Annotated in this window: 19 protein-coding genes; 4 read left to right on the forward strand and 15 right to left on the reverse strand. The window is 60.6% G+C overall.

Annotated elements, in window-relative coordinates; translation table 11 throughout:
• Nucleotides 1-43: 43 nt before the first annotated feature.
• The 6 genes from BLU85_RS13595 to BLU85_RS13620 all read right to left on the reverse strand — a co-directional run bounded on the left by BLU85_RS13595 (nucleotide 44) and on the right by BLU85_RS13620 (nucleotide 9,861).
• Entirely contained in the window at nucleotides 44-4,861 is a 4,818-nt protein-coding gene (locus BLU85_RS13595) for a non-ribosomal peptide synthetase (protein WP_092202981.1), read from the reverse strand.
• Between the two features lie 70 nt (nucleotides 4,862-4,931).
• Nucleotides 4,932-5,885 carry a TauD/TfdA family dioxygenase gene (locus tag BLU85_RS13600; RefSeq protein ID WP_371128536.1) on the reverse strand — a complete coding sequence of 318 codons (954 nt, stop codon included), beginning with the start codon at nucleotides 5,883-5,885 and terminating at the stop codon, nucleotides 4,932-4,934.
• Nucleotides 5,886-6,040: 155 nt separating this feature from the next.
• The gene (locus BLU85_RS13605) at nucleotides 6,041-6,991 is read right to left on the reverse strand and encodes an ABC transporter substrate-binding protein (protein WP_256572869.1); all 951 of its coding nucleotides are present in this window, start codon (nucleotides 6,989-6,991) and stop codon (nucleotides 6,041-6,043) included.
• A gap of 40 nt (nucleotides 6,992-7,031) precedes the next feature.
• Nucleotides 7,032-8,081: a FecCD family ABC transporter permease gene (locus BLU85_RS13610; protein ID WP_092202977.1), complete on the reverse strand. Its 1,050-nt coding sequence runs from the start codon at nucleotides 8,079-8,081 to the stop codon at nucleotides 7,032-7,034.
• Complete coding sequence (locus BLU85_RS13615) at nucleotides 8,078-9,061, reverse strand: FecCD family ABC transporter permease (RefSeq protein ID WP_092202975.1); 984 nt, start codon at nucleotides 9,059-9,061, stop codon at nucleotides 8,078-8,080. The genes BLU85_RS13610 and BLU85_RS13615 overlap by 4 nt, the downstream gene beginning before the upstream one ends.
• Nucleotides 9,058-9,861, reverse strand: coding sequence for an ABC transporter ATP-binding protein (locus BLU85_RS13620; RefSeq protein ID WP_092202973.1), 804 nt, complete (start codon nucleotides 9,859-9,861; stop codon nucleotides 9,058-9,060). Before BLU85_RS13620 ends, BLU85_RS13615 begins: the two co-directional genes overlap by 4 nt.
• Nucleotides 9,862-10,152: 291 nt before the next feature.
• Between BLU85_RS13620 and BLU85_RS13625 the strand changes: the two genes are divergently transcribed.
• On the forward strand, nucleotides 10,153-12,372 hold the full coding sequence (locus BLU85_RS13625; protein WP_092202971.1) for a TonB-dependent siderophore receptor: 2,220 nt from the start codon (nucleotides 10,153-10,155) through the stop codon (nucleotides 12,370-12,372).
• Nucleotides 12,373-12,445: 73 nt separating this feature from the next.
• Here BLU85_RS13625 and BLU85_RS13630 read toward each other — a convergent pair whose 3' ends face one another.
• The 3 genes from BLU85_RS13630 to BLU85_RS13640 are packed head-to-tail and all read right to left on the reverse strand — an operon-like array spanning nucleotide 12,446 to nucleotide 15,558.
• Entirely contained in the window at nucleotides 12,446-14,449 is a 2,004-nt protein-coding gene (locus BLU85_RS13630; RefSeq protein WP_092202969.1) for an FUSC family protein, read from the reverse strand.
• Nucleotides 14,449-15,357 (reverse strand): efflux RND transporter periplasmic adaptor subunit, encoded by a 909-nt coding sequence (locus BLU85_RS13635; protein WP_092202967.1) that lies wholly within the window; start codon nucleotides 15,355-15,357, stop codon nucleotides 14,449-14,451. Before BLU85_RS13635 ends, BLU85_RS13630 begins: the two co-directional genes overlap by 1 nt.
• A gap of 12 nt (nucleotides 15,358-15,369) precedes the next feature.
• A complete protein-coding gene (locus BLU85_RS13640; RefSeq protein WP_092202965.1) occupies nucleotides 15,370-15,558 on the reverse strand; it encodes a DUF1656 domain-containing protein in 189 nt (62 codons plus the stop codon).
• A 146-nt stretch (nucleotides 15,559-15,704) separates the two neighbouring features.
• On the opposite strand from BLU85_RS13640, the gene BLU85_RS13645 reads away from it, so the two are divergent.
• Complete coding sequence (locus BLU85_RS13645) at nucleotides 15,705-16,502, forward strand: AraC family transcriptional regulator (protein ID WP_092202963.1); 798 nt, start codon at nucleotides 15,705-15,707, stop codon at nucleotides 16,500-16,502.
• A 29-nt stretch (nucleotides 16,503-16,531) separates the two neighbouring features.
• Here BLU85_RS13645 and BLU85_RS13650 read toward each other — a convergent pair whose 3' ends face one another.
• Complete coding sequence (locus BLU85_RS13650; RefSeq protein ID WP_092202961.1) at nucleotides 16,532-17,698, reverse strand: MFS transporter; 1,167 nt, start codon at nucleotides 17,696-17,698, stop codon at nucleotides 16,532-16,534.
• A gap of 94 nt (nucleotides 17,699-17,792) precedes the next feature.
• On the opposite strand from BLU85_RS13650, the gene BLU85_RS13655 reads away from it, so the two are divergent.
• Nucleotides 17,793-18,686, forward strand: coding sequence for a LysR family transcriptional regulator (locus BLU85_RS13655; protein WP_092202959.1), 894 nt, complete (start codon nucleotides 17,793-17,795; stop codon nucleotides 18,684-18,686).
• A gap of 221 nt (nucleotides 18,687-18,907) precedes the next feature.
• Nucleotides 18,908-19,900: a hypothetical protein gene (locus tag BLU85_RS13665; protein ID WP_092202957.1), complete on the forward strand. Its 993-nt coding sequence runs from the start codon at nucleotides 18,908-18,910 to the stop codon at nucleotides 19,898-19,900.
• 119 nt (nucleotides 19,901-20,019) lie between these two features.
• On the opposite strand, the gene BLU85_RS13670 is transcribed toward BLU85_RS13665, so the two are convergent.
• The 5 genes from BLU85_RS13670 to BLU85_RS13690 all read right to left on the reverse strand — a co-directional run bounded on the left by BLU85_RS13670 (nucleotide 20,020) and on the right by BLU85_RS13690 (nucleotide 24,710).
• Nucleotides 20,020-20,382, reverse strand: a complete 363-nt coding sequence (locus tag BLU85_RS13670; RefSeq protein ID WP_092202955.1) for a response regulator — start codon at nucleotides 20,380-20,382, stop codon at nucleotides 20,020-20,022.
• Nucleotides 20,383-20,405: 23 nt separating this feature from the next.
• Nucleotides 20,406-21,845 (reverse strand): ATPase domain-containing protein, encoded by a 1,440-nt coding sequence (locus BLU85_RS13675; RefSeq protein WP_092202953.1) that lies wholly within the window; start codon nucleotides 21,843-21,845, stop codon nucleotides 20,406-20,408.
• Between the two features lie 179 nt (nucleotides 21,846-22,024).
• A complete protein-coding gene (locus tag BLU85_RS13680) occupies nucleotides 22,025-23,314 on the reverse strand; it encodes an NAD(P)/FAD-dependent oxidoreductase (RefSeq protein WP_092202951.1) in 1,290 nt (429 codons plus the stop codon).
• Nucleotides 23,311-24,057: an amino acid ABC transporter ATP-binding protein gene (locus tag BLU85_RS13685; protein WP_092202949.1), complete on the reverse strand. Its 747-nt coding sequence runs from the start codon at nucleotides 24,055-24,057 to the stop codon at nucleotides 23,311-23,313. The genes BLU85_RS13680 and BLU85_RS13685 overlap by 4 nt, the downstream gene beginning before the upstream one ends.
• Nucleotides 24,054-24,710: an amino acid ABC transporter permease gene (locus tag BLU85_RS13690; protein ID WP_060742896.1), complete on the reverse strand. Its 657-nt coding sequence runs from the start codon at nucleotides 24,708-24,710 to the stop codon at nucleotides 24,054-24,056. Before BLU85_RS13690 ends, BLU85_RS13685 begins: the two co-directional genes overlap by 4 nt.
• Nucleotides 24,711-24,744 lie beyond the last annotated feature (34 nt).

Consider the following 24,744-nt stretch of genomic DNA (forward strand, 5'->3'; position numbering starts at 1 on the left):
GCTGACGGTATCCGAACCTGTATGTATGGGGACGCAGGGTTAATCACTGCTCGAGTTGTTCGAGCAGCCCCAGGAATTCATCGTCGGACAAGCCGGAGTCAGCGAAGTCCGAAGCCGTGGCGCGACCCACCGTGGGCGCCAGGCAGTGCTCCAGCAAGGCAGCGATGCGCTGCTGGAACTGCCGGACCAACTCGCCGACCAACGCGGGCTCGTGGATCCGCGGGTCGTAGCGCCATTCGATGTGCAGCCGCCCTTCGTTCACCAGCGCGGTGACATCCAGCAGATGCGTGCGGCGGGTGCTGTCGGCGCGCATGCCTGGGCAGATCGGCCGGGCCAATCGCCACAGACTGGAGGCCTCGAGCCACTGGTCAACGCGCCCCAGGTAGTTGAAGGTCAACAGCGAGGCCGCTCCCAGGCCGTTGGCCGGGTCAAGACGCAGCAATCCATAACCCAGGCCTTGTTCAGGTAGGCGGCGCAGGGCCTCCTTGGCCGCGATGATCGAGTGCTCAAGATCCCATGAGGTGTCGATGGCCAATGGATAGCGGCTGGTGTGCCAACCGATCGAACGGGACAGATCGGGACCTTGTTCCCAGCCGCTGCGACCGTGGCTTTCCAGTTCCAGGGTGACGCGTTCGCGTCCCTGCCACTGTCCAATGGTCCCGGCCAAGGCTGCCACCAACAGGTCCTGAACTTGAGTGCCGTAGGCCGCGTGGCAATCGCCCAACAACAACCGGGTCTGCTCGACCGACAGTTGCGCCTCCAGCGTCCGGCTCTCACCGTACACACTGACCTGTTCAGGCACGCTGCCCTCGGCGGCCAGTTGGTCGCGCCAGTAATCCACCTGGGCCAGCACCTCAGGTTCACTACGGTGGCGCTGCAAAGCCTCGCTCCACACATGGAAACCTGCCGTGACGGCGGGCAACACCGCGTCCGGTTGCACATACAGGCTTTCCAGCTCGTGCAGCAGAACCTGCCAGGACACCGCATCGATCAACAGGTGATGGGCCGTGCAGAGCAGCTCTCGGCTTTGGGTGAAATACACCCAGCGGATCAAGGGTGCCTGGGCCAGGTTCCAACCCTGCTGCGAACGTTGCAGCAGGGTTTCGGTCAAGGGGGCTTCCTCCACCCGGAACAGCGCGTTGACCTGGTCCTGGGAAAAGCCTTGATAGCGTTGCTGCCAGCCTTGCGAGGACGCTTCAAAGGTCAGGCGCAAGCTGGCATGACGCTCCAGTAACGCGGCCAGGGCCCGGCTAAACCGTTCCTGATCCAATGGCTCGTCCAGGGCCAGTAACAATGACTGGTTCCAGTGTTCGGCCAGGTTCTGTCGCTGGGCAAAAAACCAATCCTGGATGGGCGTCAAGGCAAACGCCGCGGTGGGCTCGGGCCTGTCGCTGGCGGGCCGCTCATTCGCCGCGCCAAGGTCCACCGCCTGCTCGGCCCAACCACGCACGGTGGGAGATTCGAAGATCTGTTTGGGCTTGAGCTGCAGGCCCTGCTGTTTGGCCCGGGCGATGATCTGCAGACTCAGAATCGAGTCGCCGCCGACCGCGAAGAAATTGTCATCGACTCGCAGGTCCGGGTTATTGAGAATCTCCCGGGCGATGTCGAGCAGGCGCCGTTCGACGCTGCGCTGTGGGGTCTGCACCACACGGGCCAAGGCCCGCACATTTTGCTCGGCGAACAGTTGCTTGGGCGTCATCAGAATCTGTTGCTGACGCGCCAGGGCGATGATTTGCAAGCCGAGAATGGAATCGCCGCCCAAGGCGAAGAAGTTGTCATCGGGTCCCACCTCGGGATTGCCGAGCATCGTCCGCCAGATGTCCAGCAAGGCGGCTTCCACGTCGCTCAAGGGCCGCTCATTCGACTGCCCTGCCCCATGGGATGGCGCCGTCGCTTGCTCAGCCAGGCGCAACAACGCCTGACGATCGACCTTGCCGTTGGGCAACAGGGCAAAGGCGTCGAGACAATGCCATAGCGCCGGTTGCATGTAATCCGGCAATTGCAGTTGCAAGGCGGCCTGGATGTCGGCCAGCGCGGCCGGCGGCGTGACCAGGAAGGCGACCAGCCGATTGCCCGACAACGGTGTGGGGCAGTTCAGCACCCTGACGTCGCTGACCTGCGGCATGGCGCGCAATTGTGCCGCGACCTCGGCGGGTTCTACCCGGTAGCCCCTGATCTTGACCTGCTCATCGAGGCGACCGAGAAACTCCATCTGCCCCTGGTGATTGAGCCGTACCCGGTCACCGCTGCGATAACCGTGCTCACCAAAGCGTGCGTGGTCGGCGTCGCTGGCACTGAGATAACCCAGCGCCACCGTCGCCCCCTGGATGTACAGTTCGCCGCTGACGCCTGTTGGCAACAGGGCACCGTCAGGGCCGCGCACGCTGACCTGGACATTGGCCAGTGGCCGTCCCAACGGTGCTGCGCCACTGGCATCGACCTCATGGGTCAACACCCCGACAGTGGTTTCGCTGGGGCCATAGTGGTTGACGATGCGCAAGTCGGCTTTCAATGCGCGCAAGCGTGTCACCAGGTCGTGACTCAGGGCTTCGCCACCGACAACCAGGCATCGACGTGGCAACAACCGCTGCGGGTCCTTGGCGATCAACAAGGCGTTGAGGTGCGACGGCACGATTTTCAGCAGGTCAACGGGTTGGCGCGCCAGTACGGCAGCCAGTTCTTCGGCATCGAAGGCCAAATCCTCGGCCAGCAGGCGCAGACAGCGGCCGCTCAGCAGTGCGCCGAACAGGGCGGTATGCCCCAGGTCCGTCGCACAACTGGCCAGGCTGGCCAGGCTCGCATCGGCCGGCAGGTCCAGGCGTTCAAGGCAGCCGGTCACGTAATGAATCAGGTTGCCCTGGCTGACTTTCACGCCCTTGGGCCGGCCACTGGAGCCTGAGGTGTACACCACGTAAGCCGCAAGATCGGCCGCCAGGGGCGCGCGCAAAGGTGATTCGCTGAACAAGGGTGCAGGCGGCAACGCCAACCACCGGACCCGCTCGGGCAGCCATTCGGGACGCTCGCCCTCACTGATCCACACCTTGGGCATGGCGTCCTGACAGATGTCCTGCAAACGTGACGACGGCCACTGCGGATCCAGCGCCAGGTAGGTCGCGCCACACTGCCACGTGGCGAGCATGTGCATCACCAGCTCACGACTGCGCGGCAGGCACAGGGCGATGCGCTCGCCGGCAAGACTCGAGTTCTCCTGCAAACGTTCGCCACGGGCGACCACTGCACGTCCCAGTTCGGCATAGCTGAGCGTACCCTGCTCATCCTGAAGGGCAATCGACTGGGGCTTGAGCCCACACTGTCCAGTGAACGCCTGCCAGGCGTTGCTCACGGCAACCGGCACATCCTCCCCTTTCAGGAAGGACTGCTGCTCGGGCGCCAACCAATCGAGTTCGGCAAACGGCACCTGGGGCTGTTCGATCGCCGCAAGGGCCAAGGCGACGAACTGGTCCCGATAGCGTTCGATCGTTTCATGGCGATACAACGCCTTGCTGTAACGCCACCGGCAAAGAAATCCTTCTTCTTCGTCGATGATCACCATGTTCAACTCGTGGGCCGCGCCTCGCTGCTCCGAGAGCAAGCGGTCGACGTACTGCTCGAACGGCGCGATGCGTTCCTTGTTCAGCGTAAACATGTGCTGGAACAGCGGCGCCCTGCCCGCTTGCCGCGGTAGGTCCAACTGCTTGACCAGGCGCGAGAACGGATAATGGCGGTGTTGCAGGGCCTGCTTGACGGTAACGTCTACCTGCCTTGCCCATTCGCCGCTGGACAGATCCCGACGCAGCCGGCAGCGGATGGGCAGCGGGTTGACCAGGTACCCCGGCAGGTTGACGTGTTCGCGCCGCAAGCGCCAACCACTGGGCGTTCCCAGGACGAAGTCGTCCTGGCCCGAGAGCACCCCGAGAAATTGCTGGAACAGCGAGAACCACAGCACATACGGCGTCACCCCCCACTCTCGGGCAACGGCACGAAACCGTGCCGTTGTGGACGGATCGAAGCGCACCGACAACTCCCCACCCTTGAATGCCTGGGTGCTGCCATAGGGGAAATCCGTAGGTAGCTCCAAGGCCGGCGCGTCGGCCAACTGTGCCTGCCACCATGCCAGCTCCACCGGCTCGGCCGCTTCGCTACGCATATGCAAGTCACTGCAATAGTCGCGATAGGCGTCGGGATTCACGGCGGGCAGCGGCTGATCGTGGATCAGCGCGAACAGCTCATTGAGCACGATGTAGAACGTGGCCAGATCCGCCGCGATGTGATGGATCACCAGCAGCACGGTGTGCTCGACATGGCCGTCACGTGCGTTGCTCAACAGGACGACCCGGCTGACGTCGCCGTCTTCCAATCTGAAGGGACGATCGGCCGACTCAGTGATACGTTGCTGCAACGTCTGCGCATCCGCGTCTTGCAATGCCACACACTGCAACGGTTGGACACGCTCGCGATGACTCCACTGCAGCAACTCACCGTTGCGCTCGGCGTAGGGCGTGCACAACAACGGATAGCGCTGTTGCACCGTCGTCCAGGCGTCTTGCAGGCGCTGGGGCAGGTCTTGGGTAACCAAGCGTGGCTTGATCCGTCCGGCATAGGCAATGTTGTAGGCGCAGCTGTCAGGCTCCAGGCGCTGAAGAAACCAGAGGGCCTGTTCGTTATCCGTCAGTGGCCGGGCGTCGAAATAGTCGGGGTGCCGTTGCAGCCATTGCAGCACTTCGGCGTTGCGTGCGTGGAGCTGGGCACTGAGTTCCTCATCCAGCGCGCCTGGCGATCCGTGGGTAACGATTACGCCACCTTCGGCTATCGATAGGCGAACTCCACGCAACCAGCAGCGATGCATCAGGCGATCGAGCATTTAATGTCCTTCATTGTGCTTGTTCGAAACAGGCCGCCCATTGCGGCGGCCTTCTGAAAGGCGGAGGCGATCAGCTTGCCGAGGCAGGCTCCGCCATGGCGACCACGACCTTGCGCGTCCCCTGGAAGGTGGACCGACCGTGAGCGACCAGCATGTTGTCGAGCATCAACACATCACCCGCCTGCCAGGGAAAGGTCACCTGACAGCGCTGGAGCACTTCGCGGATGTGCTCCAGCGCTTGCAGTTCAATCGGCGAGCCGTCGCCATAAAACACGTTACGCGGCACGCCCTGCTCCCCGACGATGGAGATCAAGGTCTCGCGTACCGGCGCTGCAAGATTGGAGATATGGAACAGATGCGCTTGATTGAACCACACCCACTCCCCGGTCACCGGGTGCTGGGCCACGGCCTGGCAGACCTGGCGAGTGGAAAGCTCACCGTCGTCCTTCCACTGGAATTCGATATTGCTGGCGCGGCAGAAGCGCTCGACCTGCGAACGGTCCTCGGTGCTGAAAGCCTGCTGCCAAGGCAAGTCCAGGCCATTGCCATAATTGCGCACATACATCAGGCGCTTCTCGGCAAAGCGCTGACGGATAGCGGGGTCGATTTGTCGGTAAACAAGGCGGCTATCGGCGATGGGTGTCTCACCGCCGACCGGTGAGGCCTGCACACAATGAAACCAGATCTTCATCGGCCAATTCAGCGAATAGGACTGCTCGTTGTGCAGCGGGATGACCTGATGGGCCGGGTACTCGGTGGAGGTGTATACCCGGTTGTTGAGCTTGGTACGCGGGGTGGAGGCATAGTCGTAGGTCAGCAGCTCGTGACCGAAGCTGCGGGCAAACGCTTCGAAGTCCGCTTCATCCTTGAATGCGAAACCGCGAAACAAGATACCACCGGCACGAGGCAACTCGGATTCCACTGCCTGCAGGATCTGCGCTCGGCTGGCTTGCCAGGCATCGCCGACAAGCGGAGCCTGGAATATGAACGGCAGGTTCTGCTCGTTACCCGGTACATCATCCATGGATTGAACCTGTGCACGCACCAAACCGCTTTCCATAAAAGCCCTCCCGCCATTCCAATCAGCGTATTTTTCGAGAGCACAAACTAATACAAACGACTAACAACTGCAATAGAGAATCATTGTCATTAGTATCGATTGTATCGCAAATGGTACGTTCATTTGCCTTGCAGCACGCTCTCCCGCTCAGCGACATGGGACATCAGCAAATAGGCAGAACCCAGCAGACCCTGCATCGTATCGGCATAGCGGCTGCGGTTGAGGTACAGGAACTGGCGGTTCTTCACTGCAAACAGATTCTGCCACTGGGGAGACTGGCGAAACGCCGCTGTGCTGGCTTCTGAGTCGAGCAGCTCTTCATAGGTATCGATAATGAAATCACTGTCGAAGTCGCCGATTCGTTCCAGGCTGTAAGGCACGTTCTGCCGCGCCTCGCGATACGCGGCGACACGCCCCAGGCCAAAATCGGCAATGACGTCGTCCATGCCGCCGCGGCCGATCAGCTGAAAGCCATCGCTGTAGACTTCCAACGTCGTGACGGTAATGCGCGAAGGATCTTTCACACGCTTCTTGAACTCACTGACGACCCATTGATACTCGTTGAGCATCTCTTCATAGCGCTGCTGCTTGCCAACCAGCTCGGCGAGCTCCTTGGCGTAGGTCTTGATGTCGCTTTCCCGGGCAGGCAGCAGCACGACCGGGGCGATCTTGCTGAGCTTTTCCTTGATGTCGGCGTGATACGACAACCCCACGATCAAGTCAGGCTTCAAGGCCGCGATAGCCTCCAGGTCGGGTGACTGGTGCGAACCGATGTACTGGATACCCGCCACATTGAATCGCTCCTGCGTTCCACGAAACAGCACATCCGAGAACAGCTTCTTTCTCCCCGTCGAACCACAAGGCTTGACCCCCAGCTCGAGCAATTGGGCCGTCAGACTGAAGTCATGCAAAGACACGATGCAGTGCGGGGCTACGGGAACCTCGACTCGACCAAAACTGTTCTCGAACACCTTGGTTTCAGCGGCGCTGGCCTGCGCAGCCAGCAATGCCAACGGCACGCACAGCATGCCGGCCACACCTCGAAAAAAACCCTTCACCCGTTCCCGCACGCGTTTACCTCCAGACAATTCAATGAACGTCGCCGTGTTTTCAGCGACTACGCTGACGCGCCAACAAAACAATCAGATAAGGCGCGCCGATGATTGCGACAACCAGCCCCGCAGGCAACTGCAAAGGCGGGAAAAGCCCCCTCCCCAGGGTGTCGCCGGCCAGCACCAACAATGCGCCCACCAACGCCGACAAGGGGATCAGCGCGCCGTGGCGGTCACCGGCCATTTGTCGCGCCAGGTGGGGCGCCACCAGCCCGACAAAGGTCATGGTGCCCACATTGGCCACCGCGGCCGCCGTCAACATGACACTGCACAGCAGCAAGGAAATCATGACCCCTGTGACATTCAGACCACGGCTGAGGGCGACTTTTTCGCCCAACTGCAACAGGTTCAACTGGCGATGACAAAACAGCAACGGCCCTCCCGCCAGCACCAGCCAAACGCCCAGGCTATGGACCTGGGCCCAGCCGGCCCGGTGCAGACTGCCGCCAAGCCACATCAGGGCCGACTCTACCTGATCGATGTTGCCGTACGTGATCAGCAGATCGGCCACCGCGCTGAGCATGGCGGTGAGCCCCACGCCCACCAGGATCAGGCGCAACGGCGAGATACCCTGGCGCCAGGACAGCAGCGCGACGAAGAAAGCCACCGCCAACCCGCCGGCGAGCGCCGCCAATGGGTAGAACTCCAGGGGAAGAAGCGTCGGCCAGAGCACGATGATCAGCAACATGGTGACACTCGCGCCCGACTCCACGCCCACCAGGCCCGGCGCTGCCAGGGGGTTACGAGTCAACGACTGCATCAACAGACCGGCCAGGGACATGGCGGCGCCAGCCAGGATCGCCAGCAAGACACGGGGCAACCGCAGCTCCCAGAGCAGATTGCGCGTCGTCGAACTGACCTGTTCAGGCGCCAGCAACGCTTGCCATGCCTGGGCAACGTCCAATGAATAACTGCCGACGGTCAATGCATACGACGCTAATGCAATAACGGCAGCCATCAGCACCAGCACCGAGATCAAGTCGATTGGTCGAGCCACCCAGGGCAGCAACGGATAGGTCCGGGGCAAGGTCAATCCAGCTCGCATCATCGGACCTTCCTCAAGACCAGCACGACAAAAATGGGGCCGCCGATCAGAGCGGTCACGATGCCGGTGTTGAGCTCGAATGGGCGCACCACGGTCCTTGCCGCGATATCCGCCAGAATCAGCAGCAACGCCCCCAGCAGAGGGGCGGCCAATAACAGGCGGCGGTAGTCATCGCCAAACAACAACCGCGCCGCATGCGGCACCACCAGGCCGACGAACCCAATGGGCCCGGCCAAGGCCACTGCGCCCCCGGACAGCAGCACCACCGAGGCCAGGCCGAGCACACGCATCTTCAACAGGTTGACACCCATGCCGGCCGCCGCCTGAGGCCCCAGGCGATGGGCATTCAAAGCGCGGACGTTCACCAGGCACAGGCACATGCCCAGCAGGACGTAGGGCCAGACCCAGGCCTGCATCGAGCCCCCGGTCACGCCGATGGAGCCGGTCAGCCAGCGACGCAGACTGTCGAGCCCCTGCTGATCGAGCAGCAGCAGGATCGAGGTGATCGCGCTGAACAGCGCCGCGATCATCGCCCCGGACAATGTCAGTCGAATCGGGTTGTGCCCCCTCCCCGCCAACATCAGGACACCGATGGAGGCCACCAATGCGCCCGCGAACGCGAACAAGGGAATCATCGACATATCGTTGCCCGGCACTACCAGCAAGCCGAACACGACGAACAACGCCGCACCGCTGTTGATACCGAGAATGCCCGGATCGGCCAGCGGGTTATCGCCCACCGCCTGCATGATCACCCCGGCGAGCCCCAGGCTGGCGCCTACCAGCATCGCGACCAGCAGGCGTGGCAAGCGGCTGCCACGAATGACACTCTGGTCGGGATTGCCTGGCGCATAGGCGACCAAGGCCTGCCAAGCCTCCTGCCAGGGTATGTCCTTTGCGCCGACGGCCAGATGAAGCAGCGACGTCAGGGCAATCGCCACCAACAAACCCAACCAGACCGGCAATCGCAAACCGTGATTCACATCGCCTCCCGTACGGCCAGCGGCTGGCTTCGATTCGTCTGGGGCACGCACAACGGATCACCGGAATAAGGGTCGGTGATGATATGCGCATCCAGGTCGAACACTGCCTTGAGGTTTTCCCGCGTGAAGACTGCGGCCGGCGCACCCTGGGCGAGCAAACGCCCTTCGCGCATCATCACCAGATGGTCGGCGTAACGCGCGGCCTGGTTCAGATCGTGAAGGACCGCCACGATGGTTTTGCCTTGGTCACGCAGATCCACCAGCAATTCAAGCAGTGTGATCTGGTGGGCAATGTCGAGAAACGTCGTTGGCTCATCCAGTAGGATCACCGGGGTATCCTGGGCCAGGGTCATGGCGATCCAGCAGCGCTGCAACTGTCCACCCGACAAGGTGGCCAACGAACGATCCAGCAAAGGACCGATACCCGCCAGGTCAATGGCGCGGTCAATGGCCTGTTGATCCTGCTCCGACCATTGGCGCCACCAGCTCTGCCAGGGAAAGCGGCCCTGCATCACCAGCTCTCGCACACTCATGCCGGCAGGCGATGTGGTGCGCTGGGGTAACAACGCCATTTGTTGTGCCAGCGCTCGACGCGAATATTGCCCCAAGGGTTTTCCCGACAGCTGCACACTGCCAGCGCTCGGTCGCAGCATGTGTGCCAGCACGTTCAATAACGTGGTCTTGCCGCAGCCATTGGCTCCGATCAACGCGGTGAAACAACCTTCAGGAATATCCAGGCTGACACCATTGAGAATCTGCTGTTCGCCATAGCTCAGCCGCACATCGGTGGCTTTCAGCATGATTGTCCCTCCATGCCCAAAAAGGCCTGACCGAATGGGTTATCGAGGATGCCCCCGCGGCATTTTTCGTCCTGTGACGCGACAGGACCTCAGCCAGGGGGCCATTAAGTGGGCGACAGGATATGTCGAAACTAAAATAATTGCCTACAAGCCTGACAATACTAATGCAAACCCTTATCATTTACAGCTAACATGTGGCCAGTAGACACCTACCCTGAAGGTCTGCCTGGTAGAACAGAATCAGGGCATACAGCTCCCCAAGAGCACAATGTAAACTCAAGGACTTCCTCGATGCTCGGAAAAAAAACAACAGTTGGCAGCGAAAAACGTTACGGCGCACGTCATCCAGCCTTTCACTTGAGCACCCTCGCGCTGGCTTTGGGGAGCATTTTTTCCGCGCAGTCGATTGCCGCACAGGATGAGAACTCCGACAAGGGCACAGCGGTTCAACTGGGCGAAATCAACATCAATGCCGCCGCCGTTGAAAACCCGACAGGCCCACTCACCGGCAAAGTCGCCTTGCGCAATACCAGTGCGACCAAAACCAACGCGGCCATTACTGAAACACCACAGTCGTTGTCCGTGGTGACCGCCGATGAAATGCGCGATCGCAAATCGGACACCATGGCTGACGCCCTGAGCTACACACCGGGTTTCACCAGCCAGCCAAGCAGCTTCAACCGCACGTCCGACCGGTTCCGCATTCGTGGTTTCGACGTGGAATCGGCAACCGGCGGCTCGCTGCGCGACGGCCTGCGCCTGCAAAACAACTCCTACGACGGCGTCCAGGAACCCTACGGCATGGAGCGCGTAGAAGTGATTCGCGGCGCGGCCTCGGTCCTGTACGGGCAGCTTTCACCGGGTGGCTTCGTCAACGGCGTCAGCAAGCGCCCGACCGAAACACCGCTGCACGAGTTGGGCCTGCAATATGGCAATCACGATCGCAAGCAACTGACTGCGGACTTCAGCGGCCCCCTGGGCGACAGCGAGACCCTCAGCTATCGCCTGACCCTGCTCCAGCGTGACAGCGACACCCAACAGGACTACATCAACGACGACAAGACCTACATCGCCCCGGCCCTGACCTGGCGCCCCGACGAGGATACGTCGCTGACCTTGCTGTCCTTCTATCAAAAAAGTGACACCCGCTTCTCCGCCCCTCTGCCCTACCAACTGGTCAAGGGTGTCGGCAACGGGCCGTTCACCATCGGTCGCCACGACTTCATCGGCGAGCCTGACTACGACGATATGAATGGCGAGATGTCCGCCATCGGCTACGAGTTCGAACACCGTTTCGACGAGCACACCCGCATCAGCAACAAACTGCGTTATTACGAAGCGGATGTGAAATGGAAATACCTGCAGGCCCAGACCAGCACCGCGGCCATCAATGCCGCCGCCACTACCGGTATCCTGCGCCGGCAATACAGCGATCGGCGTGAACGCTCCAGGGCCCTGGCCAGCGACACCAATGTCGAAACGCGCTGGAACATCGGGGGTGTGGAGAACACTTTCCTGGTGGGCGCCGATACGTACGATGCCTCGTACGATTCGCATAACTTCCGGGCCAACACGTCTTCTATCAATATCGGTGATTACAACTACGGACAACCCGTAGTGGTGGACAAGAGCCCAAACCGTGATCGCGGTTCGCAGATCGACACCCTGCAGACAGGCATTTATCTGCAAGACCAGATCAAGTTCGACGACCACTGGTTGCTGTTGCTCGGTGGCCGACATGACTGGGCCAACCAGGATCAAAAAGCCTTTGCTCCTGGTCAGGACCCGATTCATCAAAGCAACGAAGCCACCACCTGGCGTGCGGGCCTTGTGTACCAAGCGGATAACGGCCTGGCGCCGTACATCAGCTACAGCGAGTCGTTCTTCCCCGTCGCGGTGTCCGAAGCACCTGGCCAGACCTTCGACCCCACCGAAGGCAAGCAGTACGAAATCGGTATCCGCTACCAGCCCCCTGGCAGCAACACCCTGTTGAGCGCAGCGGTTTATGAGCTTACGCAAGAGAACGTAGTGAGGCGCGACCTGGCGGGCCAAAATCCCCAGCAGATTGGCGAACAACGCTCCCGCGGCCTGGAACTGGAAGCCAAGACGGACGTCACGCCTCAACTGACTGTCATTGCGACCTATGCCTACACCGATGCGCGCATTACCAAAAGCGTGATCCAGAGCGAAGTAGGCCAGCGCAGCGAAGACACGCCCTACCATCAAGCCGCCCTATGGGCAGACTACAACTTCGCCCTGCTCGGTTTGCCGCAGTTGAAGGTCGGTGGTGGTGCTCGCTATAAGGGAACGACCCAGGCTTCGGGTATCGATTCGCAGATGCCGGCCTATACCCTGTTCGATGCCATGGCCAGCTACCAGATCGACAAGAACTGGGACGTTGCCCTCAACGCAAACAACGTGACCAACAAAAAGTACACCTATTGTGAATTTGCCATCTGCCGCTACGGTGACGAGCGCGAGTTGGTGACTTCCGTTAACTTCAGGTGGTAAGAATTCATCCAGCATTGGATCAATGCACTGAAATCGCGAAATGAAAAAAGAGGCCAAGGCCTCTTTTTTTCATTTACTTCGCGCGTTCCGCCTTCCGATTGCGGTTCTGACTCAATAAAGGGGAACGCGCAACGCTAGCGTATTGCTCCAACAGCCCAGCCAAGTCCCGGTAACAGATCGCTAGATGATGTGCCCCGAGTCTGCTCATCGACCTTGATGTGCGCAGGGCATGGGCGGCACCGATTGCCGGATGGTGAGCATATCGAGCGATCCGCCGGGCTCCGGTTTGTGCGCATTGGGCGACGGGCGATTCAGGATCGATACCGCTGGCGTTACGCTGTAGCCGGTTCAATTGTTTACTCAGTTGCAGCGACAAATAACCCGCCTGGTAATCCTGCGGGCTATCAGCGCCTGGCAAACTTTTCAACGCGACTAGCCTGGATTGTTGTTTCGCTTGCCATTTTGGGTGATTGATATGGCTTCCACGGCGAAGTAGTCGGCGTGTGTCCTTGTGGAGCGAGTGTTTCAATGCCCGGACATGTTTAGCGGGATCCTTCGGCAAAACCTGGAACGCTAATAGACAGACAAGCATTGCAACGATCCAGGCCAGCGCTTGGTTCGCGAAATCGACGAAATTGTAGAAGGCGGTATCGCCGGTGCTCACCAAGGTATTGAACCCGATCAGGTAGGCAATCCCTTGCAGGGCGTAGCGCGGTTGGCTCGTCGCATGAATCCCGAACGACCAGAACGCAGCCAGTAACAGGAATAACAATGGGAAGCCGTTGATCTGTGGCATCAGCAGGAATTTGCACAGTGCTGCCGCCAGAATGGCGTAGAACGTGCCCCGAATAAAGCTGGCGAGGCCTTGGGCAGGCGCGGGGGCCGGCGCCAGCAGTGTGCAGCAAGGGCCCAGTACCGCCAGTAGCGCGGGCCCTTGGTCCCAACCGCTGAGATACCAGACCGCACCCGCGGCCAACGTGGCGAGCAGTGCCCTGATGCCGTTTCGCGCCGCATCAGCGTAATTGCGCGGATACACCACGGCACGTACCTGCTCGCGGCGAGCGTGATCGAGGCTGGCGAAGTTCAGCAAGGCCTCGCCCAGATCCGTCAGTTGTTCGTCCAAGCGTTCGCTGAGCAACCGCGAGGGGTGGTTTGAGTCAGCGAAATCATTCGCAAGGCTACGCAGTTGCCCCACCGTATCGGCGGCGGCGAGAAAGTCGCAGCGGCTATCGCTCATCCGTTCACCCAGTTGCCGCAACGCCGTGCTTATCCGCGCGAGCAACGTGGGGTCGATCCCGGGGTATGGATCGTCGCTGTGCACATCGAGAACAGCGAATTGCAAATGCGCCAGCCCGGCCTGAATCGCCAGCTGCCGGGAGCGAATCCGCGACGATTCGCCCCGCCCTATTCCCAATTGGTCGTCCACCTTACCGATATCCATGGCGAGCGGGTGGTGTTGCGTCGCCAGCTCCGCGGACTGCTCGCCCGAGAGCCTCGCTGCGAGCAGCCGAGCACTGCGAACACAGACATCGACCAGCGAGCTTCGGAGCTTCTTCTCCATCGTCTTGGAACTGAACAGCGTTGCCACCAGACTCAAGCTCAGCACCCCGAGCACCACCGCCGTGCCGCGTGTGATGATGTGATCGAAGCCCTGTTCAGGCGCGACGATGGCAGGCCCCAGTGCCAGGCAGACCGTATAACCCGCCACCACTGCCGCCGTAGCTTGGTAATGGCGCAAGACGCTCATTGCACTGACGCACAGCCCCAGCCATATACCGATGCCGAGTATGAACAGCAGCATCTGTTGAGCGAACAACCCTGTCAGCACGAAAGCCGCGACCAGGCCTACCAGGGTTCCCAACATCCGGTAGAAGCCTTTTCCCAGCACTGCCCCTTGGATGGGCTGCACCAGCAGCAACACAGTGGACGCCCCTGAGAACGGCGATTCCAGATGCAGTTGGAAGCCGAGCCACAGCGCCAGCCCCGCCGCCAAGATACTGCGCACCACGTAGAAGAAACTGGCAGGTGTCCAGGGCAAGGGGATGGCCGCGAACAGGCGTGTCGCCAGGCGAGTCATCACAGGAATGCCTGCAGCCATTGGGTGAGTCGCCAGCGTGGCGCGGCGTTCGGCGGCGTCACTTCGACACTGGCGGTCATGCCCGCCGCCAACTCCACCCCGTCCGGGACCCTGTCCAACTCGATGCGCACGGGTACGCGCTGTGCCAACCGAATCCAACTGAAGGTCGGGCTCACCTGAGGCAAACCGCTGTCGTTGCGCAATTCATTGGCATCGGCGATGCCTCTGCCCATGCTTGCCACATGCCCTTCCAGCAGCGGGGCAAACCCCATCAGCTTGATCGACACCGGCGCGCCGATGCGCACACCGGGCAGTTTGGTCTCTTCAAAATAACCCGTGATCCAGAAACTATGGCCATCGACCACGAACAGGTTGGTATGGCCAGCCTCCGCGTAGTCACCGGGCTGCAGCCGCAGTTGAGTGACGTAGCCGTCCACCGGCGAACGTATCGTCGTGCGGTCCAGGTCGAGCTGCGCATGGGCTAACTGGCTGCGTGCCGCGTCCAGGCGTGCCTGGGCCACAGCCAAGTCACGCGCCGCATTGTCGATCTCTTCCCGGGCGATGGCGTCGGCCAATTGGGATCGCCGCTTCAATTGTGCACTGCGCTGCTCGAACACACTGCGCGCTTCAGCGAACTCCGCCGCACGCTGTTGCAGTTCGAATCGATAAGCACGCGCATCGATGCGATACAGCAGATCGCCCTTGGCGACCCATTGGTTGTCGCTGACCAGCAACTGATCGATTTGGCCGGAGACCTCTGGTGCGATACGGATGACCTGCGCGCTCACCCGTCCGTCCCGCGTCCAGGGCGCCAAGACATAAGCCCGCCAAAGTTGCAGGCAGAACACCAGGGCCAGCACGCCAAGTCCCAGGGTGGCGGCAGGTTTGAGGATTTTGACGATAGACATGGCCGGCCTCACTCAGCAATTGACGACCATCGCCGACACGACGATAAGCGAGACAAAAAAACGCGCCAGCGTCGGGTGCCACGCCTCGTCCAGCCAACGCCGGGCCAGGCGCTCGATGAGCTTGTAGGCCAAGACCGATGCCCCCAGGTAGATCAACAAGGGGGGGACGTAGAGGTTGGCAATGGAGATTTCGCTAAGCATGGCAAGCACCAGGATTCGGAGGGGGTCTAGGATTCGCCCACGTACTGAAGGGGGCCTGGTGATGATGCTAAGGGACGACCACCGCTGCCGATATTGAGTACACTGCCAAAATATAATCAAATTCAGACAAACGCCGACGACACGCCATGGCCGAAATCCACCGTTTCCACGTCGATCGATTCGAGTACGACAACCTGTCGCAACCTGCCGTAGCACTGATGCTGGAAACCCAGCGCAACGACAGTGAGTCCGCCGAACACAAACATCGCAAGGGGCAACTGGTCGTGGCTTATTGCGGCGGCATTGTGTGTACGGTGGAAGATGGCGTGTGGATGGTCCCGTCAGGGTTCGGCGTCTGGATTCCGGGAGGGGTCGCCCATAGCAACCGCGTCACGGCCAACGGGCAGGTCTGTTTTTTATTCGTGGAACCCGGCGCCGCGTCGCTTCCCGATCGCTGCTGTACGCTGGCGCTATCGCCACTGATCCTGGAACTCATCCTTCACCTGAGTGGCCAGGTCCAGGATTACCCCACCGATTCGCGCCTGGCACGGCTGGCCAACGTGCTGCTCGAAGAACTCGAACTGGCGCCCACGGAACAGCTTTACCTGCCTTTGCCCGCCTCGAACCAGCTTCGCACAATCGCCCGGGCGCTGGCGCAAGAGCCGTCCAACCGCGCCACCATGGCCAGTTGGGCACGGCATGTGGCCATGAGCGAACGCTCGCTGGCCCGCCTGATAAAAAGCGAAACCGGGCTTACCTTCGGTCAATGGCGCAAGCAATGGCAGATCATCGTCGCGTTGCAAAACCTGGCCGAGGGGCAGTCGGTGCAGAGAACCGCTGAAGCGCTCGGCTACGAGTCAGTCAGCTCGTTCATCACGATGTTTCGCAAGACCTTGGGCACCTCACCGGCACGTTATCTGCGCAATACCACGCTACGGCAATGAGCCGGGGGCAAGTGATATCCACATCATCGTCACGCAACCGCCGTTGCAGCCGCTCTGGAACGCCAGGCAAAAGCCAGCACCATCAGCAGCCCCAGACCCGCCATGGCCGCTCCGGCCAGGGAAATCGCCGGATAACCCAGCCCGGCATTGATCACCGCTCCGCCCAGCGCCGCCCCTATCGCGTTGCCGAGATTGAAGGCACCGATGTTCACCGCCGAGGCCAGATTGGGCGCGTCCTTGGCGGCTTCCATGACGCGCATCTGTAGCGGCGGCACCAGGGCGAAGCTGGCGATGCCCCATATCAGGATGGCCACGGCGGCCGGCAGTGGCCAACGCATCAGGACGGTGAACGCCAGCAAGACGAGAATCAGCACGCTCAGCGAAACGATCAGGGTGCGGTCTATCGAGCGGTCGGCGGCCTTGCCGCCCCACATGTTGCCCAGCGTCAACCCCACACCGAACAACACCAGCATGGCGGTGATGTAAGCGGTGGACCCGTGGGTCTCGTTGCTGAGGATCGGCGCGATGTAAGTGAAGACGGTAAACATTGCACCCGAGCCGACGACGGTCAGGGCCAACGCCCCCAGCACCGGGCCACGGCCCAGCACCCGAATTTCAGCCAGCACACCGACGCCTTGCGACATTTTCAGGTTGGGCAAGGCGAACCACAGCGCGGCCATGGTCACCCCGCCGAGGCCGGTGATGCCCCAGAATGCCGTGCGCCAGCCGAACAGTTCGCCGAACCAGGCGGCCAGCGGCACACCGCCGATGGTCGCCAGGGTCAGGCCCATGAACATGGCCGCAACCGCCCCGGCACGTTTGTCCGGGGCGACCACGCTGGCGGCGACGATGGAGCCAACGCCAAAGAACGCACCGTGGTTCAGTGAGGTCACCACCCTGGCGACCATGAGGCTGTAGTAATCAGTCGCCAGGGCCGACATCAGATTACCCAGGGTAAAAATCGCCATGAGCCCGATCAGCAGATAGCGCCGGGGGATCCTGCCGGTGGTCAGGGTCATCAGCGGCGCGCCGAGCAGTACGCCCAGGGCGTAGGCACTGACCAACAGACCGGCGGCGGGAATGGAAACGCCGAGATCCGCAGCGATGCCCGGCAACATGCCCATGGGGGCGAACTCGGTAACGCCGATGCCAAAGGCACCTATGGCGAGTGCGACAAGTGGTGGATTGATACGCATGGTAGGCTCCTTATCTATGCCGCCAATGCTACGATTCAGTCTTTTCAGGCGGTAGATAGCATTTTTGGCAATCACCTTTGCGCAAGAGGCACAAATGGACTTCAACGGCAGGTCAGGTGAAATGAGCGTGTTCGCCACCGTTGCGCAGGAAGGCAGCCTGTCAGCCGCCGCGCGTGCATTGGGGCTGACACCCTCGGCGGTCAGTCGGATCATCGCGCGTACCGAACAACGCCTGGGTACCCGCCTGCTGTTACGCACCACCCGGGCTATCACCTTCACCGCCGAGGGCGAAGCTTTCCTGCGCGGTGCCCGGCGTATCCTGGCCGACATGGACGAAGTCGAAGAAGCCATCGCCGACCAGGGCGTGCCCAGGGGCCGATTGCGGGTCAGTGCCGCCCTTGGCCATGGACGGCTGGCCATCGTTCCTTTGGTGGCGGCATTCAGCGCCCGCTACCCGAACATCGTCGTCGACCTCACCCTGGGCGATGAAGTCGTCGACATTCTCGGCGGCCAGGCCGACGTGGCGATACGCTTCGGCCATCTGCCGGACAGCCCGCTGACCGCGCGCAGGATCGGCGACACTGGCCAGGTCGTGGTGGCATCGCCCGAGTACCTGCAGCGCCACGGCATCCCCCAGGAGCCGGAAGACCTGCTACGACACAACTGCCTACGCTTCAACTTCCGGCGTGCCGAACCCAACTGGCCGTTCATCCGTGACGCAAGGGAGTTTTCCCTGAAAGTCAGCGGCAATATCGAATGCAGCAGCGGTGAAGCACTGGCACAACTCGCACGAGTGGGTGCCGGCATTGCCCGTATCGGCGAGTTCAGCGTGAGCGAGGACCTGCAGCGCGGTGACCTGATACCGCTATTGGAAGCCTGGAACCCAGGCGACCGGGAACCGATTCATGCGGTGTTCGTAGGGGGCTCGGCAATGCCGGCACGGGTGCGGGTGTTCGTGGATTTCCTGCTGGAACATCACCGGATGTAAGCGCTGGTGTCACCGGGCGAGACGGATGACTGATAGGAAACTTGGGCATTTCAACGCGAAAAATTCTGCTAGCCTCATTGTGACCGTGAATCACCGAAACCTGGTTACAGGGTAAGCAAGGGCGGTGCTTTCGTGGTTTCCAGTCGGCACAGCGGGACGTGTTCACGTCATGGTGGCGTCGAGTCCTGGCTATAGCACCACGGCAGATGGAAGAGGTTCCCATGTCCAACGAGTACTCAGTCTATTGCCGAGACGGTACCTACTACATTCGCGACTTGAAAGGTAATCGCTGGACCGTGCAAGCAAGGTACGGAACCCGGGAGCTTAGCGATGGCTCGCCCATCGATCCGTACGAAGAAATCTTGCTGGAAAATGACCGGTCGATCGTGCGTGTCATCCCCAAGACGGGCCGCGCCCCGACCTACGGACGCTTTTCCAACTACAAGAATGCCTCACCCGAAAAAATCACCAAACGCAGGTTTCGAGCCGTCAATCACGGGCTGATGAACTTCGTGCTGCTGCAAGGTTCCTGGGCCTGGCTTGTGCCCTACGAGGGCAAGAAACAACCGCAGATGCACGATCTGATGCATGGCTTCGTCGGCAAACGCATACACACTAAAAAAATGAAAGCTGCGACATTGGAAGAAGTGGGCGAGGAACTATCCGCGACGCAGTACGCCCGCAAGGGCGGGGTGTTCACCTTCAACAAGGGACATTCAGCGATTCGGTACGACTGGTGCCATCTGGTAGGCCATGGGCTGCTTGGCAAAGACATTGCGGGCAACATCGTAGCTGCAACCACGTTCCAGAACTCGGAACAGCTGATTCTCGAAACCGTCCTGCATGACTACCGAATGGAGAAAATGATGTTGAAAGTCGAAGCCAAGCTGGCATACGGCTGGAAACACCTGGCAGAATCCATCTGGTTCAGGGTCATGCTGAACGGCGACACCATCTACTCACGAACCATGGACGCAAGACGGGCCACCAAGCCAGACTTCAATGAGTACACCGAAGTCTCGACGGATATGCGGCGTCAGTTGAACCGTGGACTCAAGAAGCATTACTCGGGCGACGACATGACCATGGAAACCTTCGAAGCCATCAGCAACAAATTGGGGATCGTTGACCCGTCATCGTCCACCGGTCTGTGGAAGTCTCTTATGGAGACAATCCGCGGAGAGGACGAACTCGCTGCGGACTTGGTGGACTGAACGTTCGAGGAGGTGCTCCCGAGGACCGTGGACGCCACTGCAACCTTCTTATCACCGCGCAAGCGATTTCACGATCCGCATGTCGGCCGTCTTGTGGCTCGGCGGCTCTCGACGCCGTATCACTCTGCAACCAAGAGCCTCTTCACCTCGGCGACAATCGAATCTATGTCGAATGGCTTGGGCAGCACGGCATCAAACAAATCCGATCGCTTCATCCCCACGTGAGCCTGGGCACCGCTCATCAAGATGATCGGCAACCCCTTGACGGACGGTAAGGCTCGCACGGCCGTGGCGAATTCAAGACCATCCATGACCGGCATCATGAAGTCAGTGATGATCAAGGCTGGACGCTCTCTTTCCAGCACTTCGAGTCCTTTTTGACCATTGCTGGCTTTTACGACCATGAAGCCCTCGTCCTCTAGCGCAAAACCGAGGATGTCAGCGATCAAATACTCGTCGTCGACGACCAGGATGGTGGTCATGTTAATTCAACCCGCTCAAAGACTTATGAAATTGAACCAGGCAATGACTCAGCTGCGGCTGAAGGTTCATTTTTCAAAGCCTTTTCAAGGAAAACATCTTGATCCCGGATGACCACCTCGAATCGCGAGGGGTCATAAGCGCTGTCTCGTACCTTAAGAATGGAGAGCGTCCTTCTTAGTTCAGAGCGATCTTCAAGGAAACGCATGAGCATCAGGTTATCGACGATGCTGGACAGGTCCGAGTTCGGTGAACTGACCTCGGAACCGAATAGATCTCGCATCTCCCAGGAGGCGAACACCGTAACGCCCCGGGATCGCAGCTCGTTCATCAGCGCACTGTAGAAATCGGTAATCCGCGCGGGATTCGTCGAAGTCCGTGTCATGCCGCTCAGGCTATCGATGAACAGGCGCTTGATACCCTTTTCCCTGACGATGTCCAGCAGCCGTGCGCCGAGTCCATCCAGCAAGCCTTCGGTGGTGGGCTGCCAGGCAATGCTCAACGCACCGCTTTTTTCCATGCCTTCGATATCGATGCCCAGGGAGAGACCTTTGAGGCGCAGTCGCTGCGGGCTTTCATAGAATCCGAAATGCAAGCCAGGGGCATCTGCCGTCGACTTGGCGAGGAATTTGAGACCCAGCGTCGTTTTACCAATCCCGGAAGGACCGATGACCAGTGACACGCTGGAGCTGTGCAAGCCTCCGCCCAATATGTCATCCAGGGATTCAATCCCGCTGGCTATACGCGTCATGTCGGCACTGTCGGGGGCGGAAGGACGGCTGTAGAGGCTTTCCAGGCGCGGATAGACAACCAAACCGTCGTCGTTGATTTCACATTCGTGAAGACCGGTCAACGCACCGCTGCCGCGTGTCTTGCGCAGTTGAATGCGCCGAACCGAACGCGTCCCGAACAGTTCTTCACCCATTTCGATGACACCGTCCACCATCGTGTGCTCAGGGCTACCGTCGTCGAGCCGCGAACTGGTGAGGAACAACACGGTGCAACCGGCGAAAGCGGCGTGTCCCTGCAGCTCCGAGATGAATTTCTTGGTGTCGATGGGCGAGTCGGCCTTGGAGCGCGCATTGAGCAGACCATCGACAACCATCACGGTAGCCTTTTGCCGACTGATCTCGCGTCGAAGCAGTTTCACGACTTCATCCAGGCCTTCGTTTTCCAATGTGTCGAATGCGCTGACAAATTGGATTTCGGCACCGACTTTGGCTGAGTCGAAAAAGCTCAGCGTAGAAAGAAACTGGAAAAGTCGATCATGTGATTCGGCCAGCAGCGTGGCGACTAAAACACGACCGCCACTGCGGGCATGATGGAATCCAAGTTGGTTCGCGAGGATAGTCTTGCCTGAACCTGGGCGTCCTTGGATTATGTATGAAGCACCCGCGACCAGCCCTCCCTGGAGCAGCGCGTCGAGTCCTTCGATTCCGCTTTGAAGGCGTTTTAGCTTTTCCACAATGCGACCCTGATCTGAAAAAACAGGCTGTTTAAGCCCAATGGAGGGGATGCTAACGCCATTTCCACTTCGGAGCCATTCAGGTTGAATGGAAATTTGGCTTGGCGGGCGCTCGCCTTGGGCCGATAAGACGCCACCGACAACGCCCGACCGGTGCCCGCAGTTTTTTCAATGAGCGCTCAAAACAAGGCATCCAATACCCGGTAATAGCTGATCCCGGCAGCGAGATAAAGCCGCTGCAACGCATGAAACGGAATTCGCCGCAGTGGCATGGCCGGGAACGGGAAGTCCTGCGTCGCCCCTGAGAGCTTCGCGGCCAGATGCTTGCCCAACGCCGTGGACAGGGCGATGCCGCGGCCGTTGTAGCCGAGCAAGACTGACAGCCCCGGTGCCGGATCATGCACATGGGGAAGAAAGCTTTGCGTCAGGGCGACCCGACCACTCCAGCGGTACTCGACAGGCACATCCGCCACTTGCGGAAACAGCGCCCCCAGCGAACGCTCCAGGTGCGCCCAGTCCCGCTGCCGGGAAGGCTCCGAGAACGGCCCCCGCCCTCCCAGAAGCAAACGCCCCTGGGCATCCTGCTTGAAGTAGAGCAGCAAACGGCGTGAGTCCGAACAGACCTCACCACCGGGCAGGATGGTCTTGCGGATCGCCGGCGGGAGCGGACGGGTCGCGATGATGAAGCTGTTGGCCGCGACGACGGTCTGGCGCAACCCGGGCCACAGGTCGTCGGTATAGCCATCGGTGGCCAATAACACCCGTTGCGCACTGACCTTGAAGCCTTGCGCGGTGGATAACAGCCAGCCTGATCGATGCCGCTGCAGCCCCGTGACGCGGCTGTGGCCGTGGATCATTGCGCCCTGCCCCACGGCGGCCTTCGCCAGGCCACGGGCGTAACTCAATGGATGCAAGCTGCCGGCCCGAGGATCGACCCACCCCCCCAGGTAATTCTCGGTACCGATACGTTGGCTGACCGCCGCCCGGTCCAACAGCTCCACCTTGACGCCCCGGCGTTGCCATTGCGCGGCGCGCTGCTCGATGGTCTTCATCGCAGTCGTCGAACAGGCCGGTTGAATCCAGCCTTTGCGGGTGGCATCACACTCGATCCCGTACTGGCGAATCAGCGCGAACACTTCGTCAGCGGCTGACCCGGCCGCCTCGATCATCGCTTCGGCACGGGCCGGGCCGAACTTGGCGAGCAATTGATCCGGGTCGAACTTCAGCCCGGGAATCACCTGCCCGCCGTTGCGCCCCGAGGCCCCCCAGCCTGGCTCCCCCGTATCCAGCACACAGACGCTGACACCCGCTTCGGCCAAGCGTAAAGCCGTCACCAAACCGGTATAGCCAGCCCCCACGATGGCCACCTCCACTTGCTTGTCTTCGGCCAAGGCCGGCGTTTGCACCGCCGGTGTAGCCGTCGCGGCCCAGAGTGAGGCCGGCAGTTGCGGGGCGAAAGGTGCATTCATGCCGGCACCTCCCCGCTGTGGTTGAGCAACCGGCGAAGAAAGTCCTGTGTGCGAGGATGCGTCGGCGTACTCAGTACTTCCCCGGCGGGTCCTGACTCGACGATCTTGCCGCTGTGAAGAAAACAGACCTTGTCGGCGACGTCTCGAGCGAAGGCCATTTCGTGGGTCACCACGATCATGGTCATGCCCTCGTTGGCCAGATTGCGCATCACCGCCAACACTTCGCCGACCAACTCCGGATCGAGCGCCGAGGTCGGTTCGTCGAAGAGGATCGCCTGGGGGTTCATCGCCAACGCCCGGGCAATGGCGACACGTTGCTGCTGCCCCCCTGACAGTTCGTCCGGGTAGGCATTCATCCGATGGGACAAGCCGACCTTTTCCATCAGCGCCTCGGCATTCCTGCGCGCCGCCTGAGGGTTCTCCTTCTTTACGTAGATCGGCCCTTCCATGACATTTTCCAGGGCCGTGCGGTGCGGGAACAGATTGAAGCGCTGAAAGACCATCGCCACCCGAGTGCGAATGTCGTGGATGTTCCTGGCATTACGGTCGACACGTTCATCGCCGACCAGGACCTCGCCCTGGTCATAACTTTCCAAGCCATTGATACAGCGCAGCAACGTGGACTTCCCCGACCCCGAAGGGCCAATCAGGCACACCACTTCACCGCTCTTGACCTGCAAATCGATGCCTTCGAGGACCGGCACGCTGCCGTAACGCTTGTGAATGCCCTTGATCTCGATCATGACGTTCTCCGGGTGCTGAAGCGTGCTTCCAGACGACGCAGCGCAAAGGACAGCGGCAGGCTCATCGCCAGGTAGAGCAATGCCACCAGGGTGTAGACCGTCATGTTCTCGAAGGTCGAAGAGGCGATCAGTTGCCCCGCGCGAGTCATCTCGGCCACGGTGATGGTGGAGACCAGCGACGAGTCCTTGAGCATCATGACCAGGGTGTTGCCGTAAGGCGGCAAGGCGATGCGGAATGCCTGGGGCAGCACCACGCGCCGCATCACCATCGCACCGCGCATACCCAAGGATTCCGCCGCCTCGATCTGCCCTTGCTGGATCGCCTGGATACCGGCCCGGAAGTTCTCCGCCTGATAGGCCGAATAAGCGATTCCCAGGCCAATGACACCAGCCTGCATGGCCGTCAGTTGAATGCCGAATTCCGGCAGGACGAAATAGATATAAAACAGCTGCACAATGATCGGCAGCCCCCGGATGATGTTCACCACACTGATGGCGAACAACGCAACCGCACGTATTTTCGAGACCATCATCAGGGCCAGGAGCAGGCCGATCAGCGAGCTGAGTACAAACGACCCGGCCGTCACTTGGAGAGTGACCACCGCCCCTTTGAGCAAGATAGGGAGGAAGTCCAAAGCATTCTGGAGAATCATAAAAATCTACCCACGGAACAATGAGTGGACCCGC

It is taken from the genome of Pseudomonas sp. NFACC14, from assembly GCF_900106885.1.
Lineage (GTDB): Bacteria > Pseudomonadota > Gammaproteobacteria > Pseudomonadales > Pseudomonadaceae > Aquipseudomonas > Aquipseudomonas fluorescens_AA.

Bases quoted from the DNA above. Each gene is read 5' to 3' on its own strand.
- BLU85_RS13650 (WP_092202961.1), bottom strand. From the start codon at position 17,698: ATGCGTATCAATCCACCACTTGTCGCACTCGCCATAGGTGCCTTTGGC.
- BLU85_RS13680 (WP_092202951.1), bottom strand. From the start codon at position 23,314: ATGAATGCACCTTTCGCCCCGCAACTGCCGGCCTCACTCTGGGCCGCG.
- BLU85_RS13595 (WP_092202981.1), bottom strand. From the start codon at position 4,861: ATGCTCGATCGCCTGATGCATCGCTGCTGGTTGCGTGGAGTTCGCCTA.
- BLU85_RS13630 (WP_092202969.1), bottom strand. From the start codon at position 14,449: ATGACTCGCCTGGCGACACGCCTGTTCGCGGCCATCCCCTTGCCCTGG.
- BLU85_RS13690 (WP_060742896.1), bottom strand. From the start codon at position 24,710: ATGATTCTCCAGAATGCTTTGGACTTCCTCCCTATCTTGCTCAAAGGG.
- BLU85_RS13665 (WP_092202957.1), top strand. From the start codon at position 18,908: ATGTCCAACGAGTACTCAGTCTATTGCCGAGACGGTACCTACTACATT.
- BLU85_RS13610 (WP_092202977.1), bottom strand. From the start codon at position 8,081: ATGATGCGAGCTGGATTGACCTTGCCCCGGACCTATCCGTTGCTGCCC.
- BLU85_RS13685 (WP_092202949.1), bottom strand. From the start codon at position 24,057: ATGATCGAGATCAAGGGCATTCACAAGCGTTACGGCAGCGTGCCGGTC.
- BLU85_RS13600 (WP_371128536.1), bottom strand. From the start codon at position 5,885: ATGGATGATGTACCGGGTAACGAGCAGAACCTGCCGTTCATATTCCAG.
- BLU85_RS13640 (WP_092202965.1), bottom strand. From the start codon at position 15,558: ATGCTTAGCGAAATCTCCATTGCCAACCTCTACGTCCCCCCCTTGTTG.
- BLU85_RS13645 (WP_092202963.1), top strand. From the start codon at position 15,705: ATGGCCGAAATCCACCGTTTCCACGTCGATCGATTCGAGTACGACAAC.
- BLU85_RS13635 (WP_092202967.1), bottom strand. From the start codon at position 15,357: ATGTCTATCGTCAAAATCCTCAAACCTGCCGCCACCCTGGGACTTGGC.
- BLU85_RS13655 (WP_092202959.1), top strand. From the start codon at position 17,793: ATGGACTTCAACGGCAGGTCAGGTGAAATGAGCGTGTTCGCCACCGTT.
- BLU85_RS13625 (WP_092202971.1), top strand. From the start codon at position 10,153: ATGCTCGGAAAAAAAACAACAGTTGGCAGCGAAAAACGTTACGGCGCA.
- BLU85_RS13670 (WP_092202955.1), bottom strand. From the start codon at position 20,382: ATGACCACCATCCTGGTCGTCGACGACGAGTATTTGATCGCTGACATC.
- BLU85_RS13620 (WP_092202973.1), bottom strand. From the start codon at position 9,861: ATGCTGAAAGCCACCGATGTGCGGCTGAGCTATGGCGAACAGCAGATT.